Annotated in this window: 12 protein-coding genes and 3 pseudogenes; 10 read left to right on the plus strand and 5 right to left on the minus strand. The window is 62.5% G+C overall.

Features of this window, described 5'->3' with window-relative positions; all coding sequences use genetic code 11:
* Positions 1-60 precede the first annotated feature (60 nt).
* Together PSH87_RS11345 and PSH87_RS11350 are read left to right on the plus strand one after the other, a co-directional pair.
* Complete coding sequence (locus PSH87_RS11345; RefSeq protein WP_017738371.1) at positions 61-234, plus strand: DUF1427 family protein; 174 nt, start codon at positions 61-63, stop codon at positions 232-234.
* 31 nt (positions 235-265) lie between these two features.
* Complete coding sequence (locus PSH87_RS11350) at positions 266-1,225, plus strand: zinc-binding alcohol dehydrogenase family protein (RefSeq protein ID WP_305433666.1); 960 nt, start codon at positions 266-268, stop codon at positions 1,223-1,225.
* Between the two features lie 145 nt (positions 1,226-1,370).
* On the opposite strand, the gene PSH87_RS11355 is transcribed toward PSH87_RS11350, so the two are convergent.
* From PSH87_RS11355 to PSH87_RS11365, 3 genes are all read right to left on the minus strand, one after another.
* The gene (locus tag PSH87_RS11355; RefSeq protein ID WP_017738369.1) at positions 1,371-2,393 is read right to left on the minus strand and encodes a purine nucleoside permease; all 1,023 of its coding nucleotides are present in this window, start codon (positions 2,391-2,393) and stop codon (positions 1,371-1,373) included.
* Between the two features lie 16 nt (positions 2,394-2,409).
* The gene (locus PSH87_RS11360; protein ID WP_017738368.1) at positions 2,410-3,357 is read right to left on the minus strand and encodes a nucleoside-specific channel-forming protein Tsx; all 948 of its coding nucleotides are present in this window, start codon (positions 3,355-3,357) and stop codon (positions 2,410-2,412) included.
* A gap of 172 nt (positions 3,358-3,529) precedes the next feature.
* On the minus strand, positions 3,530-4,450 hold the full coding sequence (locus PSH87_RS11365; RefSeq protein ID WP_017738367.1) for an AraC family transcriptional regulator: 921 nt from the start codon (positions 4,448-4,450) through the stop codon (positions 3,530-3,532).
* 262 nt (positions 4,451-4,712) lie between these two features.
* Here PSH87_RS11365 and PSH87_RS11370 point away from each other — a divergent pair, with 262 nt between their 5' ends.
* On the plus strand, positions 4,713-5,972 hold the full coding sequence (locus tag PSH87_RS11370; RefSeq protein WP_370695318.1) for a sugar ABC transporter substrate-binding protein: 1,260 nt from the start codon (positions 4,713-4,715) through the stop codon (positions 5,970-5,972).
* A gap of 19 nt (positions 5,973-5,991) precedes the next feature.
* A complete protein-coding gene (locus PSH87_RS11375) occupies positions 5,992-6,765 on the plus strand; it encodes an L-iditol 2-dehydrogenase (protein ID WP_305433669.1) in 774 nt (257 codons plus the stop codon).
* A gap of 652 nt (positions 6,766-7,417) precedes the next feature.
* On the opposite strand, the gene PSH87_RS11380 is transcribed toward PSH87_RS11375, so the two are convergent.
* Positions 7,418-8,110: an NUDIX hydrolase gene (locus tag PSH87_RS11380; protein WP_017735603.1), complete on the minus strand. Its 693-nt coding sequence runs from the start codon at positions 8,108-8,110 to the stop codon at positions 7,418-7,420.
* A 146-nt stretch (positions 8,111-8,256) separates the two neighbouring features.
* Between PSH87_RS11380 and PSH87_RS11385 the strand changes: the two genes are divergently transcribed.
* The 5 genes and pseudogenes from PSH87_RS11385 to PSH87_RS11405 all read left to right on the plus strand — a co-directional run bounded on the left by PSH87_RS11385 (position 8,257) and on the right by PSH87_RS11405 (position 13,047).
* Positions 8,257-8,904 (plus strand): nicotinamidase, encoded by a 648-nt coding sequence (locus PSH87_RS11385; RefSeq protein ID WP_305433670.1) that lies wholly within the window; start codon positions 8,257-8,259, stop codon positions 8,902-8,904.
* Positions 8,905-8,915: 11 nt separating this feature from the next.
* Entirely contained in the window at positions 8,916-10,133 is a 1,218-nt protein-coding gene (gene pncB / locus PSH87_RS11390; RefSeq protein ID WP_017735601.1) for a nicotinate phosphoribosyltransferase, read from the plus strand.
* A 1-nt stretch (position 10,134) separates the two neighbouring features.
* Positions 10,135-10,945 (plus strand): annotated as a pseudogene (gene nadE / locus PSH87_RS11395) (ammonia-dependent NAD(+) synthetase); the annotation flags it as partial.
* Positions 10,946-11,095: 150 nt separating this feature from the next.
* A pseudogene (locus tag PSH87_RS11400) lies at positions 11,096-11,672 on the plus strand (DUF2239 family protein).
* A 19-nt stretch (positions 11,673-11,691) separates the two neighbouring features.
* A complete protein-coding gene (locus tag PSH87_RS11405) occupies positions 11,692-13,047 on the plus strand; it encodes an MATE family efflux transporter (RefSeq protein ID WP_305433671.1) in 1,356 nt (451 codons plus the stop codon).
* Here PSH87_RS11405 and PSH87_RS11410 read toward each other — a convergent pair.
* Positions 13,031-13,618 carry a TetR/AcrR family transcriptional regulator gene (locus tag PSH87_RS11410; protein WP_305433673.1) on the minus strand — a complete coding sequence of 196 codons (588 nt, stop codon included), beginning with the start codon at positions 13,616-13,618 and terminating at the stop codon, positions 13,031-13,033. The two genes, PSH87_RS11405 and PSH87_RS11410, sit on opposite strands and share 17 nt — an antisense overlap.
* Positions 13,619-13,759: 141 nt before the next feature.
* Here PSH87_RS11410 and PSH87_RS11415 point away from each other — a divergent pair.
* Positions 13,760-14,934, plus strand: a pseudogene (locus PSH87_RS11415) (MFS transporter).
* Positions 14,935-14,994 lie beyond the last annotated feature (60 nt).

Consider the following 14,994-nt stretch of genomic DNA (forward strand, 5'->3'; position numbering starts at 1 on the left):
GCCGATGCTTCAGGCGTGCGCTCTCTACACTGAGCCCATCCACCCACCAGGCGCCCTCCCATGAGTTACCTGATTTCCCTCGCCATCGGCTTGTTTGTCGGCGTGCTCTACGGCGCCCTGGACTTCCGCTCGCCCGCGCCACCGGCCATCGCCCTGGTCGGCCTGATGGGCATGTTGCTGGGCGAAAAGCTCTGGCCCTTGGGGCGGCAGCTGGTCAGCGGTTGGTTGTCCTGATTTCCTTTTTTCCCTTCGATGGATGTTGGCCATGAAAGCACTGCAATTTTCCGCCACCGGCGATCTCGCCTCCCTGCGTTACGTCGACGTCGCCACCCCGGTGCCCGCCGCCAGTGAAGTGCTGGTGCAGATCAAGGCGGCGGGATTGAACCCCAGCGACGTGAAAAACGTGCTCGGCCGTTTCCCCTACACCACCTTGCCCCGCATTCCCGGGCGTGACTTTGCCGGCGTTGTCGTTGAAGGTCCGCAGGCGTTGCTTGGCCAGGAGGTCTGGGGCACGGGGCGAGATCTCGGTTTTTTTGCCGACGGTTCCCACGCTGAGTACCTCACCGTTTCAGCCAAAGGTGTGGCGCACAAGCCCAGCCATCTGAGTTTCGCCCAGGCCGCCAGCCTTGGCGTGCCGTACACCACCGCCTGGGATGCCCTGGAGCGCAGCGGCGTCGGCAAAGGTACGCGGTTGCTGGTGATTGGCGCCAACGGTGCCGTAGGCAGTGCGGCTTTGGCCCTGGCGAACATTCGTGGCGCCCAGGTGCTGGCGGCGGTGCGGCGGGCGGAGCAGGTCGAGGTGTTGCAGAAGCAGGGGGTAGAGGCTATTGCCTTGGGCAAGCCAGAAGACTTGGGCGTGCAGGTCAACAGCGTGTTCAAGGGCGGCGCCGATGTGATCTTCGACACCACTGGTTTCTGGTTGCCCGCAGCGGTCGCCGGTTTGGCGCCGTTTGGTCGCATCGCCATCATCGCCGCGCCGGTGGACGGCCAGGTGCAATTGCCGGCCCTGGCGTTGTACCGCAAGGGCGGTTCGGTGGTGGGGATCAACTCGTTGCTCTACAACTGCGAGCAGTGCGCGGTGATGCTGGAGCAGTTCGGGCGGTTTTTTGATGAGGGCTCGCTGCCGCTGCCGACGGGGTTGCGGGAAGTGGCGTTGGTGGAGGGGTTGCAAAGCTATGTGGAAGTGAACAGTGGCAGCGTAGACAAGATCATCTTCCTGCCCTGACCCGGTCTAAGTACTGTAGGAAAACCTGTGTGGGAGCGGGCTTGCCCGCGATAGCGGTAGTCCAGCCAGCACATCAGTGGCTGATCTATCGCTATCGCGGGCAAGCCCGCTCCCACATGAGTTTTTCGCCAACAGGTGGTTGTGACTAGGCCTCAGGCACGCCCTTTTCCCACGCCGACCAGTTCTTGAGGATCGCCTGCACCAGCGGATTACCCGTGCGGTACAGGTTCTCCAATGCCGGCACAAACCCACCCTGGTCCGCGTATTTCAGCAGGTTGTCCACCTCGCTGTAGCCCGGATATGGCCGGTCGAAGTCCGAACCCGCACGCACCACGGCCAAGCGCTGGATATCCACCAACCCCTCACGGCTGGCCCGCAGCAGTGCTTCATAGGTGGAGTTGTCCTCCTGCTGGGTGGTGCAGTACTCGCCCTTGTTATCGGTCAACAGTTTGGTCCACACCTCGGCCCGTTCGCTCAAGCGCGTGCCGGAAAACCAGGTGTTGCCCGCCAGGGTGTCGCAGCGGGTGACCTGTGGTGGCTGGTTGGCCGGAGCAGCCGGGTAGTGTTTGCGCCAGGCCGCCGATTCCTTGCTTTCGGTCAGCTCAACCTGATGCGACAGGGCAAACGCCTTGGCCTGTAACTTGGGGTTGAGCTCGAACACTTCGGTCTTGTAGTCCAGCGGCGGTTTCTCGTTGGGACCTTTGGTGTTGATGCCGATGTAACCGGTCGGCCAATCCTTCGGCGCATCCCGCGAGTCCAGTTCCCACTGCGTGCCGAACTCCACGAGATAGTGGGCCCAGGCCGCAGTACCGATGGTGCCGTGCTTGGGGCTGATGCCGGCGATCCCGGCGATCAGGAAGTAGCTCTGGCGCAGGTCGAACTTGGGCGACAAGGCCAGGGCCAGGGTGGACGCGGCTGCGTTGGTCTGGCCCATGCCGGTGACGAGCAGGCAGACGTCCTGGGTGTTGCAGCGGATCACCGGGTATTCGGCGGACAGGCCCGGCACGCGGACCTCCTGCTTGAGTTCCAGGCGATCGATCCAGGTTTGCGCCTCGGGGGCGAACATGGTGATCAGCATCACCTTGGGTTTGATCGGCGCATCCGCCAATACCACGTGCGGTAACAGAGTCAGGCCCACAGCCAACGACAGACGGGAAAGTACGTTCATCCAAAAAGCTCCTCGATCAGAATTGATAACCTACGCCGGCGTAATAACCCCAGCCATCGGAACGCGCACGGAAGTTGCCTTCGCCGAAGTTCAACTCACTGCCATCCTCCCAGTTGCCACCGTTATGAAAGTAACGACCGACCAGGGTGAACCGCAGGTGGGTAAACGAATACAGCAGCACATTGGTCGCCACCAACGAGTTGGCGGTGCGCGCCGGGTTGTCCTTGTGCAGGTCGGAGCCAAAGTCGTAGTTGGTGAAGCCGATGTAGGTCAGCGAGGCACCGTTGTCGAACTTGCCGATGGGCACGATGTACTTCATTTGCGCGCGGTAGCCATCCCACGAATATTCATTGCTGGCGCCGTAGTTTTCCCACTGGTAGCGCCCGTAGAAGTTGGCCGACAGATTGACCCGCGAATGGGTGTCGATGTCGGTGCCCAGGCCGCTGTACAGGGTGTTGGCGCGGTTGGCCTTGTTGCTGCCGTGGTCGTAGATCCAGTCGAACGCCACATACCATTCCTTGAACGGCCCGATGGCCAGGCTGCGGCCCGCCAGGTAGTCGATGGAGATGCGCGGCTCGTGCTCCATGAACACCGGCGAGCCATGGTCCCACACGCCTTTGTCATTACTGTTACCGATGCCGAGGATCTTTGGCACGTCGATATAGCCATAGAGTTCGAAGGGGCCCTTGCGGCCGAAGTACTCGTACTCCAGGTAAATGTCGTCGGACGGCTTGGGGCCGAAGCTGATGTCTTTGCTGCCGATCAATGTCAGGTCCTGGTTGAACCAGTCCGACAGGTACACGCCTTTTTTCGTCGGGCTGGCTTCCGGGCTGAGGGTTTCGCCCTGTGCTGAGTCATCGAGGGGTTTTTCCTGCGCGAAAATGGGCGCGCTGAGTAGTCCCGTAACGGCGGCCAGTAGCAGGGAAACACCAAGGGCGGCAGGTTGCCTTGCGGTGAAGTGCATTGAAAATCCCTATTCGTACGCGGTTTGGACCCGATTCTGCGGGTCGTGGTGAACTTGGCTGGCAAGTTCGTTCCGCAAACGTTTGCGTACGCTGTACCAACTTTGACTATTGGCTTGAATAGGTTGGGAAAAAGCGCGATTAGTCGACCTTTTGGTCAGAATTGACCCGGTGTCATTTTGTCGAGGGGATAAACCGGTGCAGCGCGGTTTCCCGGCGATAATCGCTCGGCGTCTGATTCATCTCGATGCGAAAGTGCCGGTTGAAATTGGACAGGTTGGCGTAGCCCACCTCAAAGCAGATCGCCGCCACGGACATCTCGCTTTGCAGCAACAAACGGCAGGCGCGTTGCACGCGGAACTTGCGCATCAGGTCGATAAAGCCGTGGCCGGTGTTGCGCTTGAAAAAGCGTGAAAAGCCCGGTTCGCTCATCTCCAGTTGCTGCGCAATCACTGACAGGCGCACGTCCCCCGCGAGTTCGCGCATCAGGTAGTCGAAGGCCTTGTTGATCCGCTCGGCGCTGCGTGCATCCAGGGTTGGCGCGTAGCACGGGCTGGCCAGCGCCTGGACCTGCGGCGGCGGGGCATTCTTGAGGGTATCGAGCAATTGCAGGAACAGCACCAGTCGCTGCAGGCCCTGGGCTTTGCCGATGTCTTCCATCAGGGCGGCGGCACGCAGCGCCGTGCCACCGTGAAATTGCAGGCCGCGCCGGGCGTGCTCAAACAACGGCTGCAAGTCGCCCAGTTCCGGCAGGGTCTTGCGCAAGGCGAGCAGGGCGGCGCCGTCGAATTGCAGCACCACGTCGCGGCCCTTGAGGTACTCGCCAGGGGCCAGTTCGCCGATCCAGTCGTGGGGCAGGTCGGGGCCGATCAGGGCGACGTGGCCGGCACCGAAGGCGCCGATATAGTCGCCCGCGACCAACTTGCCGCTGCCTTGGCGGATCAGGTGAATCTCAAACTCGGGGTGGTGGTTCCAGCGCGCCAGGTCATAGGGATAATCGTGTTCGAACCAGCGAAAGCAGTGGTCCGGCTCGGGCAGGATCACTTCCAGTTCGGCGGGGCGGTGCTCGAACAGCTGGGCGCGGCTGACAGGCATGGCGGGGCTTCTTGTTGTTCTTGGTAGCGCTTCAAAATACGCGCCTGCGCGGTGTCGGCGCTACCCCTGGTTTTGCCGGGCACTGATACTTTTTTAACCTGGGGCGCACGGTTAAAAAAGTACCAGTCGAGCATCCGCCACGGGTTTGTGAGGGCTGGACCAACCTGCTGTAATCGGCTTTCAACAACAAAAACAACAGGTGGATACCGCCATGCTCAAGCTCCCGCAAGCGTTGTTCCTGCTGTCCGGCCTGGCGTTGGCCATGCCCAGCCACGCCGCCGACACCGTGACCATCGCCACGGTCAACAACAGCGACATGATCCGTATGCAGCGCCTGTCCAAGGTGTTCGAAGCACAGCACCCGGACATCCGGCTCAACTGGGTGGTGCTCGAAGAAAACGTGCTGCGCCAACGCCTCACCACGGATATCGCCACCCAGGGCGGGCAATTCGATGTGCTGACCATCGGTACTTACGAAACTCCGCTGTGGGGCGCCAAACACTGGTTGGAGCCGCTGACCCAACTGCCGGCCGACTACGACGTCGACGATATCTTCCCCTCGGTCCGCCAGGGCCTGTCGGTCAACAACACCCTCTACGCGTTGCCGTTCTACGGCGAAAGCACCGTCACCTATTACCGCACCGACCTGTTCCAGCAGGCCGGCCTGAGCATGCCCGCGCATCCGACCTGGACCCAGCTCGGTGCCTTCGCCGCCAAGCTCACCGCCAAGGACAAAGACCAATACGGCCTGTGCCTGCGCGGCAAGGCCGGCTGGGGCGAGAACATCGCCTTGCTGAGCACCATGGCCAACGCCTTTGGCGCGCGCTGGTTCGACGAGCAGTGGAAACCTGAGCTGACCAGCGCGCAATGGACCGCCGCCGCCAATTTCTACGTCAACAGCCTCAAGCAATACGGCCCGCCAGGGGTGTCCAGCAACGGCTTCAACGAAACCCTGGCGCTGTTCAACAGCGGCAAATGCGCGATCTGGGTAGACGCCAGCGTTGCCGGCTCCTTCACCACCGACAAGAGCCAAAGCAAGGTGGCCGACCGCGTAGGCTTTGCCGCCGCGCCCACCGAAGTCACCGACAAAGGCTCCTCGTGGCTGTACGCCTGGTCCCTGGCGATCCCGGCAACGTCCAAGCACAAGGATGCGGCCAAGGCCTTTATCACCTGGGCCACGTCCAAGGACTACATCCAACTGGTCGCCGATAAAGAAGGCATCACCAACGTACCGCCCGGCACTCGCCAGTCCACCTACAACGACGCCTACTTGAAGGCTGCGCCGTTTGCCCAGGTGACCCTGGAGATGATGAAGCACGCCGACCCGGCGCACCCGTCGGCCCAGCCGGTGCCGTACGTGGGCATCCAGTACGTGACCATCCCCGAGTTCCAGGCCATCGGCACCTCGGTGGGCAAGATGTTCTCGGCGGCGCTGACCGGAGGCATGTCGGTTGACCAGGCATTGCTCCAGGCCCAGGCCACTACCGAGCGCGAAATGAAACGCGCGGGTTATCCAAAATAATTCTCCAGAGACATGCCCCATGAAACGACTTGAAGGTAAAAGCGCGCTGATCACCGGATCGGCGCGCGGGATCGGCCGCGCGTTTGCCCAGGCCTACATTGCCGAGGGCGCCAGTGTCGCCATCGCTGATATCAACCTGCAGCGGGCCCAGGCAACAGCTGCCGAACTGGGGCCACAGGCGTATGCCGTGGAAATGGACGTCACCGACCAGGCCTCCATCGATGGCGCGATTGCCGCCGCGGTCGCCGAGGTCGGCAAGTTGGATATCTTGATCAACAATGCGGCGTTGTTTGATTTGGCGCCCATTGTCGATATCACCCGGGATAGTTATGAGCGGCTGTTTTCGATCAACGTCGCGGGGACGTTGTTCACCTTGCAAGCGGCGGCGCGGCAGATGATCCGCCAGGGGCACGGCGGCAAGATCATCAACATGGCCAGCCAGGCCGGGCGGCGTGGGGAGCCGTTGGTGGCGGTGTATTGCGCGACGAAGGCGGCGGTGATCAGTTTGACGCAGTCGGCGGGGTTGAACCTGATCAAGCAGGGGATCAACGTCAATGCCATCGCGCCCGGTGTGGTGGATGGGGAGCATTGGGATGGGGTGGATGCGTTGTTTGCCCGGCATGAAGGGCTGGCGCCGGGGGAGAAGAAGCGGCGGGTAGGGGAGGAGGTGCCGTTTGGGCGGATGGGGACGGCTGAGGATTTGACGGGGATGGCGGTGTTTTTGGCTTCGGCGGAGGCGGATTATGTGGTGGCGCAGACGTATAACGTTGATGGGGGGAATTGGATGAGCTAGGGGGTGTTGGTGTGTATATCCGTTATTTAGGTAACGGCCACTGTTGGTTCCGCTCTTACAGCGGGTCACTTTTTGAAGAGCGCAAAAAGTAACCAAAAACGCTTCGCCCCAACACTCGGCACCTCGCCTAGGCTCGGTGTGCCCGAACGCAGGCTTGAATCCGTGGGCAACCCGGCGTCCTGCCGGGTTGCCCACGGATTCAAGCCTGCGTTCGGCCAGCGTGTTTGACGGGGCGACCCCAGATCAAAAGCCAGAGCGCGGCGGCCTCAGAGCCGACCGATTCTTTGTGTCGATCTCGGTTCAAAATGTGGGAGCTGGCTTGCCTGCGATGCAGACACCTCGGTACATCAGGCACACCCAGTTGATGCTATCGCAGGCAAGCCAGCTCCCACAGGGGAATGCGCACGCTTCATCGATTAGGTCGGCTACTAGGCCGCCGCGCTTTGTTTTTGATTTTGATCTTGGGCGCCCCGTTAAACACGCTGGCCGGAATTCGACATGGATTTGGGCATGCCGAGCCTGGGCGAGGCACCGAGTGTTGGGGCAAGAGCCCTTTGCTTACTTTGGGGCTTTTCCAAAGTGAGCCGCCGTAAGGGCGGAACCATAAGCTGCCGTTACCTAAATAACGGATATGCCCCCCCCGACCAAACCACTAATCAGCAAAACTCCGATCAAAAAAATAAACCTCCCCAGGCTTCAAAACCGCGACCGTCGCCTGCGGCCGCCCACCGTCCCCCGGCTTCTTGCGCCCCGTCTCCCGCAAATACCCCGCCTCAGCCAACTTCAACAACCGCTGCCGAACACTGGTCTTCAACACCGGCCGCCCCAGCACCAGGGAAAAAATCGAGGTCGCCTGCGGCGCACTGAACTCCCCCCCCAAAAACATCAACGGCAAGCTGCTATAGAGCGACTTGGACAACAACCGCTCCTGCACCGCCGCCACAATCAGATTGTGATCGAACGGCAGCTTGATACTGCCATCCGCCACCGCCTCCAGCGCAAACCAGGCCTGATGCTCGGCCAGCGCCACCTCATCCGCCACAATCGCCAGGTAATAAGTGGACGACGACCAACAACGCGGATCACGAAACGCATCCCCCACCGTACCCACCTGTTCGCTCCAGGCCAGCTCAAACCCCACCTTGTCACTGGCGCGCAACCGCTCCACGGCATCCTTGAGGCTCAGATCCTGCACGCCGCCATTCACCACCACCCCCGGCAGCGCCCAATGCCCGGCGAAGGGCTCGGCGTCGCGCTGGTTCAGCAGCAGTTTCAATTCGCCGGACGCGCGGCAGTAGAACAGGACGCAAAGGTCGACGGTATGCAGGTAGGCGCTGAGCGGCATGGAACATCCTTATAAGCAGTGGCGGGTCACAGTCTAACGGATCGAACAGATATGTCATGAACTCAATAAAGACTAGATAAACAAATGTTTCTTGCCATGAAAGTACATGACGTGTACTTTTGTTTCCAGGCCACAGGAGAACCGCCATGACCCTCGCAAAAACCGCCATTGCTTCATTCGACGTCGATGCCCAGAAGAGCTTCACGCCCCTGTGCCCCAACGAATTGCCGGTGGTCGGCGGTGACCGCATCGGCGCCGAGCTCAACTACATGGCCAGCCTCGCCGGCCACCGCGTTGGCAGCAAGGACGCCCACACCCCGCACGCACCCTGGGTCGTCGCGCAGCACAGCGAGATGCTGCAACCCACCGGCCTGGCCCACGCCGACGTGACCTGGGTCAGCCACTGCGTCCCGGGTACCGAGGGCTTCACGCTGCTGGACGAGTTGCCCACCCCGTACGACTACGACTACTTCATCTGGAAGGGCGTCGAACCCGACCTGCACCCCTACGGCGCCTGCTACCACGACCTGCACGACAAACTCTCCACCGGCGTCATCGAGTACCTGAGAGCCCACGGCGTGGTGCGTGTGATCGTCGGCGGCCTGGCCCTGGACTACTGCGTCAAGACCACCGCGTTGCAACTGCTCAAGGCGGGCCTGGAGGTGGTGCTGCACGTGCCGGCGTGCCGGGGGATCAGCGAGGAGGGCGGTATTCAAGCGCTCAATGAACTGCGCAAGGCCGGTGCCGCCATCAGCAGCACCCGCGAAGAACTGGCCGCGATGGCCACGCGTTAAGGAGACCCACCATGGAAAGTGCCTACGACTACAACGCCCCGGTGATCCAGGGCCTGCTCGACACCGACTACTACACCTTCACCATGATGCAGGCCGTGCTGCACCAGCACCCCAACGTCGATGTGGAATACAACTTCATCGTGCGTTCACGGGAAAAGCTCGGTCACTTGATCCCGGCACTGCGCGACGAGCTGGAAAAGCTCGCCGGCCTGCACATGCGTGAAGGCGAGTTGCGCTTTTTGTTCAACCCGCGCTTTCGCGAATACCTCACCCCGGATTACGAGCGCTTTCTCGGCCTGTTCCGGTTCAACCTGCGCTATATCCATGTCAGTGAAATCGACGGCCAACTGAACATCCGCGTCATCGGCCCGATGCTGCACTGCATCATGTTCGAACAACCGGTGCTGGCCCTGGTCAGCGAGTTGCGCAACCGTGACCAATACCCCGATGTGACCCTGGAAGACGTCACCCGCAAGCTCTATCAGAAGTTCGACTGGCTGGAGAAAAACCTCAGCCGCGACGAGTTGGCCGACCTGCGCGTGTCCGACTTTTCCACGCGCCGGCGCCTGTCGTTCAAGGCCCAGCGCGAAGTGATCGACATCATGCGCCGCGACTTCCCCGGCCAGTTCGTCGGCACCAGCAACGCGCACCTGGCTTATGAGTTCGACCTGCCGCTGATCGGCACCATGGCGCACCAATGGCTGATGGTGCACCAGCAACTGGGGCGCCTGCGCGAGAGCCAGAACGCCGCCCTGGAAAACTGGGTGCGCGAATACCGCGGCCGCCTCGGTATCGCGCTGACCGACTGCATCAGCACCGAGTTTTTCCTCAAGGACTTCGACCTGTACTTCGCCAAGCTCTACGACGGCCTGCGCCAGGACTCCGGCGATCCCATCGCCTGGGCCGACAAGGTGCTGGCCCGCTACAAGCAACTGGGCATCGACCCGATGACCAAGGACCTGATGTTCTCCGACGGCCTGAACTTCGAAAAATGCCTGCCGATCCTGCGCCACGTACGGGGCAAGGCGCGGTTCGGCTTTGGCATGGGCACCAGCCTGGCGTGTGACGTCGACGGAGTGGAGCCATTGAGCATCGTGATGAAACTGGTGCGGGTGCACGGCGAACCGGTGGTGAAGTTCTCCGACGACCCGATCAAGAACGTCTGCGAAGACCCCTCGTTCTTGCAGTACGCGGCCAAGGTGTTCAACGTCGCCAGCGTGGAGGTGTGACATGCAAACCCAGGAACGTATCGCTCGGGAACTGAATATCGACCGCACGCTGGCCAGGGGCGGCGAGTCCCAGGCGATTCAACGGCGCATCGACTTCATCAAGACCACGTTGCACCAGTCGGGCTGCAAGGCCCTGGTGCTGGGCATCAGTGGCGGTGTTGACTCCCTCACGGCGGGGCGCCTGTGCCAGCTGGCGTGCGAGCAATTGCGCGAGGCAGGCTACGCCGCGCGGTTTATCGCCATGCGCTTGCCCTACAACACCCAGGCCGATGAGGGCGACGCCCAGGCTGCCCTGGGCTTTATCACCCCGGACCAGGTCGACACCCTGAACATCGCCGCCAGCGTCGACGGCCTGATGGCCAGCCTGACCGCCAGCGAAGCCAGTGCCGCCCACGTCGATTTCATCAAGGGCAACGTCAAGGCGCGCACCCGGATGATCGCGCAATACGCCGTGGCCAACCTGCACAACGGCCTGGTCGTCGGCACCGACCACGGCGCTGAAGCGCTGATGGGATTTTTCACCAAGTTCGGCGACGGCGCCTGCGACCTCGCGCCGCTGTCCGGCCTGACCAAGACCCAAGTGCGCCTGCTGGCCACGGCCCTGGGCGCGCCGGACAATCTGGTGCACAAACACCCGACCGCCGACCTGGAAGAGCTGCTGCCGGGCAAGTTGGATGAACACGCCTATGGCTGCACCTATGCAGAAATCGATGCCTACCTGATGGGGCAACCCGTCAGCGAGCGGGGTGAGGGGAATCGTGGAAACCGCGTACGCCAATACCACCCATAAACGTGCGCTGCCGATTACCCCCGCGCCAATGATCGTTCCCACGCTGATCGTTCCCACGCTCCGCGTGGGAATGCAGCCCTTGACGCTCCGCGTCTGCGTAAAAGCGCTTGCAAGCTGCAACATTCCAACTAATATAACCCGGGTAAAACAAATTACACCCGGGTGATAATCCATGTCTACGCCAAACATTCCCCTGTGCACTGCCTTCATCAGCCATCAACGCGTGGCGGCGGGCTCCTACGCCGAGGTGGCCCGCACGCTGTCAGGCCTTGACCTGGCCACCGGCAGTTTCCTGGTATTCGATGACGCCACCGGCACCCAGGTGGATTACCCCTGGCCGTCGGATTATGCGCCGGATCAGCCAGAGCAGGTCGAGGCGGCGGACGAACCACCCGCCGCGCCCTCGGTGGGGCGGCCAAAGCTGGGCGTGGTCGCGCGCGAAGTCACCTTGTTGCCACGCCACTGGGAATGGCTGGGCCAGCAACGCGGTGGCGCCTCGGCGGCTTTGCGCCGGTTGGTGGATGACGCTCGCAACCTGCACGCCTCCCGTGATCAGATACGCCAGGGCAAGGAAGCCAGATCGTTTCATGAGCGCCATCGCGGGCAACCTGCCCGGTTTTGAAGATGCCTCGCGCGCGCTGTTTGCCCAGGACGCCGCCGCCTTTGCCCACACGATCGCGCACTGGCCGCTGGACGTGCAGACATACCTGGCCTGGCTGTCGCGCAATGCCTTTACCGCCCAACCATAATTCACGGATTCGAACCCCCATGGAAGTCACCCAGCAACGGCCGTTGTGGCAGATCTACCTGATCTTTCTGGCACCGATGGTGCTGTCCAACTTCCTGCAAAGCTTTTCCGGCACCCTCAACGGCATCTACGTCGGGCAAATGCTTGGCACCCAGGCGCTGGCAGCCGTGTCGGGGATGTTCCCCATTGTGTTTTTCTTTATCGCCCTGGTGATTGGCCTGGGCGCCGGTGCCTCGGTGCTGATCGGCCAGGCCTGGGGCGCGCAGGAGACCGGTCTGGTCAAGGTGATCACCGGCGCCACCCTGACCCTGGGCGCGTTGGTGGGGGTGATCGCGGCGGTGCTTGGCAGCCTGTTTGCGCGCCCCGCGTTGCAAGCGTTGGGCACGCCGATTGACGTGTTGGACGATGCGGTGGGCTATGCGCAGATGATGATGTTGATCATGCCGCTGCTGCTGGTTTTTATCCTCTATACCCAGTTGTTGCGCGGTGTCAGCGATACGGTTTCGCCGCTGCTGGCGCTGGTGGTCTCCACCCTGGTGGGCTTGTTGCTGACGCCGGCGCTGATTCGCGGCTGGATCGGCTTGCCGCCCATGGGCATCCAGAGCGCGGTGTTCGCCGGGCTGGTGGGCAACGCCTTGGCCATGTTGTTTCTGGTTCTGCGCCTGCGCCACAAGAACCATGTGATGGCGCCGGACCGCGAGCTGCTTGCGGCCTTGCGCCTGGACCGCGTGATCCTCGGCAAAGTCCTGCGTATCGGCCTGCCTACCGGCTTGCAGATGGTGGTGCTGTCGCTGTCGGAACTGGTCATCCTCGCCCTGGTCAACGGCCACGGCTCCCAGGCTACGGCGGCCTATGGTGCGGTGACGCAGATCGTCAACTACGTGCAGTTCCCGGCGTTGTCGATTGCCATCACCGCGTCGATCCTCGGTGCCCAGGCCATTGGCGCGGGGCGCCTGGAGCGTATCGGGCCGATCCTGCGCACCGGGCTGCTGATCAACACCTGCCTCACCGGCGGCCTGATCGTGTTGGGGTATGTGCTGTCGCACTGGCTACTCGGTTTGTTCATCACCGACGACGCGGCGCGGGTCAACGCCGAGCACCTGCTGCATATCATGCTGTGGAGCATCCTGGTGTTCGGTTTCCAGGCGGTGGTCGGCGGCATCATGCGCGCCAGCGGCGTGGTGTTGATGCCGGTGGCGATTTCGATCTTCTGCGTGCTGTGCGTGGAGCTGCCGATGGCGTACCTGCTCAACGCGCACTTCGGCCTGGAAGGCGTGTGGATGGCGTTTCCGGTGACCTACCTGGCGATGCTGGGGTTGCAGGTCGCGTATTACCGGCTGGTGTGGCGGCACAAGCAGATCACGCGGTTGGTGTGAGTTTCAAACCGCGCAGCAGTTGCGCTAAACCGAGCAAACCTTCCTTCAACCGCGCGTCCGGGTCTTCATCCCGGGCGATCCACAACGCGGTGCTGACCAGGCTGCCATTGATCAACTGAGCCAGCGCCTGGCTCGGCACCGGGTGGATCACCCCGTCCTGCATCAAGCCCTCCAGCAACTGGCTCAGGGAGGCCACGCAGTGTTGCTGGGCGCCGCTGTCTCCCAGCACGGCCGGGGCGTCCTGCAATACGATGCGCTGGATCTCGCCCTCCTGGGCCATGCCCAGATACGTCTGGCAGCGCTCACAAAAACCGGCCCAGGGGTCCTGGGCCTGGTCGGTGATGCGCTGCAAGCGCGCATCCATCTCGCTGTCGAGTTGCGCGACCACGGCCGCCAGCAGGCCTTTCTTGTCACCGAAGTGATGGTACAACGCACCACGGGTCAGCCCGGCGCGGGCGGTGAAGTCGTCCATCGAGGTGTTGGCGTACCCTTGCATGGCGAACGCCTGGCGGGCGCTGGCGATCAGCCGGGCGCGGGTGTCTTCGATCATTTCGGCACGGGCTCGGCTCATGGTATGGCTCGTTGTGGTCAAGTGAGTGATTGACATACGGTACGTATGTTAAGCATGATTCGTCACATACGCACCGTATGTATTCTGCCTTGGTGGCTGCAGATGGCAAGCCCCAGGACGCAAAGGAAGAGGTCCAGCAAGATGGCAAACCCTTACGCCGCGTTATTCCAGGTCCCAGGCGCGCGGGCTTTTGTACTGGCCGGCATGCTTGCGCGCATGCCGGTGTCGATGACCGGCATCGGCCTGATCACCATGCTTGCCCAGGTGCATGGCGGCTACGGCCTGGCGGGTTCGGTGGCGGCGGTGTTTGCGTTGGCCACGGCGTTTTGCGCGCCGCAGGTTTCCCGCTTGGTGGACCGTTATGGCCAGGGCCGGGTGCTGCCCATCGCCGCGTTGATCGGTGGCGGCGGGTTGTTGATGGTGCTGCTGTGTACCCGTTTGCAGGCGCCGAGCTGGACGCTGTTCCTGTTCGCCGCGCTGGCCGGCTGCATGCCGAACATGTCCGCCATGGTGCGGGCGCGCTGGACCGAGTTGTACCGCGGGCAACCCCAGCTGCAAACCGCGTTTGCCCTGGAATCGGTGCTGGATGAAGTGTGCTTCATCATCGGCCCGCCGATTTCGGTGGGCCTGAGCGTGGTGCTGTTCCCGGAGGCCGGGCCGCTGGTCGCCGCGCTGTTGCTGGCGGTGGGCGTCACCACCTTTGTGCTGCAACGTGAAACCGAACCGCCCGTGCATGCGCACCACGACCACCACAGCGGCTGGTTGATCGCCTCGCCGTCGGTGCTGATCCTGATGATCCTGTTGCTGGCCATGGGGCGTGATCGTCGGCGTGGTGGACGTGGTCAGCGTGGCCTTCGCCCAGCACCAGGGCCAGCCGGCGGCGGCGAGCATCGTGCTGTCGGTGTACGCCATCGGCTCGTGCCTGGCGGGGTTGGCGTTTGGCACGCTCAAGCTCAAGGCGCCGTTGCCCAAGCAGTTTCTGTGCTGCGGCGTGGCCACGGCGTTGACCACCTTGCCGTTGTTGCTGGTGACCAACATCCCGGGCCTGGCGGTGGCGATCTTCATTTCCGGGCTGTTCTTCGCGCCGACCCCTGATCGTATCCATGGCCCTGGTGGAGCGCATCGTCCCGCCCAGCCGCCTGACCGAAGGCATGACCTGGCTGATTACTGGCCTGAGCATCGGCGTGGCCATCGGCGCCGCCAGCTCCGGCTGGATGATCGACCACTTTGGCGCCACCAGCGGGTTCTGGGTGGCGTTGGTGGCGGGGGCGGTGGTGTTGGGGTCAGCGGTGCTGGGGTATCGGCGGTTGGGGTGATGAACCCATCCACTGCTGCGCGAAAGGCAATCTCAAGTTCTTTTCGGGTTTGTCCTTCAT

The sequence above is a fragment of the Pseudomonas sp. FP453 genome (genome assembly GCF_030687495.1).
In the GTDB taxonomy this organism is placed as follows: Bacteria; Pseudomonadota; Gammaproteobacteria; order Pseudomonadales; family Pseudomonadaceae; genus Aquipseudomonas.

Excerpts from the sequence above, each read along its gene's own strand:
- PSH87_RS11345 (WP_017738371.1), top strand. The coding sequence starts at position 61 with ATGAGTTACCTGATTTCCCTCGCCATCGGCTTGTTTGTCGGCGTGCTC.
- PSH87_RS11350 (WP_305433666.1), top strand. The coding sequence starts at position 266 with ATGAAAGCACTGCAATTTTCCGCCACCGGCGATCTCGCCTCCCTGCGT.
- PSH87_RS11355 (WP_017738369.1), bottom strand. The coding sequence starts at position 2,393 with ATGAACGTACTTTCCCGTCTGTCGTTGGCTGTGGGCCTGACTCTGTTA.
- PSH87_RS11360 (WP_017738368.1), bottom strand. The coding sequence starts at position 3,357 with ATGCACTTCACCGCAAGGCAACCTGCCGCCCTTGGTGTTTCCCTGCTA.
- PSH87_RS11365 (WP_017738367.1), bottom strand. The coding sequence starts at position 4,450 with ATGCCTGTCAGCCGCGCCCAGCTGTTCGAGCACCGCCCCGCCGAACTG.
- PSH87_RS11370 (WP_370695318.1), top strand. The coding sequence starts at position 4,713 with ATGCCCAGCCACGCCGCCGACACCGTGACCATCGCCACGGTCAACAAC.
- PSH87_RS11375 (WP_305433669.1), top strand. The coding sequence starts at position 5,992 with ATGAAACGACTTGAAGGTAAAAGCGCGCTGATCACCGGATCGGCGCGC.
- PSH87_RS11380 (WP_017735603.1), bottom strand. The coding sequence starts at position 8,110 with ATGCCGCTCAGCGCCTACCTGCATACCGTCGACCTTTGCGTCCTGTTC.
- PSH87_RS11385 (WP_305433670.1), top strand. The coding sequence starts at position 8,257 with ATGACCCTCGCAAAAACCGCCATTGCTTCATTCGACGTCGATGCCCAG.
- pncB (WP_017735601.1), top strand. The coding sequence starts at position 8,916 with ATGGAAAGTGCCTACGACTACAACGCCCCGGTGATCCAGGGCCTGCTC.
- PSH87_RS11405 (WP_305433671.1), top strand. The coding sequence starts at position 11,692 with ATGGAAGTCACCCAGCAACGGCCGTTGTGGCAGATCTACCTGATCTTT.
- PSH87_RS11410 (WP_305433673.1), bottom strand. The coding sequence starts at position 13,618 with ATGAGCCGAGCCCGTGCCGAAATGATCGAAGACACCCGCGCCCGGCTG.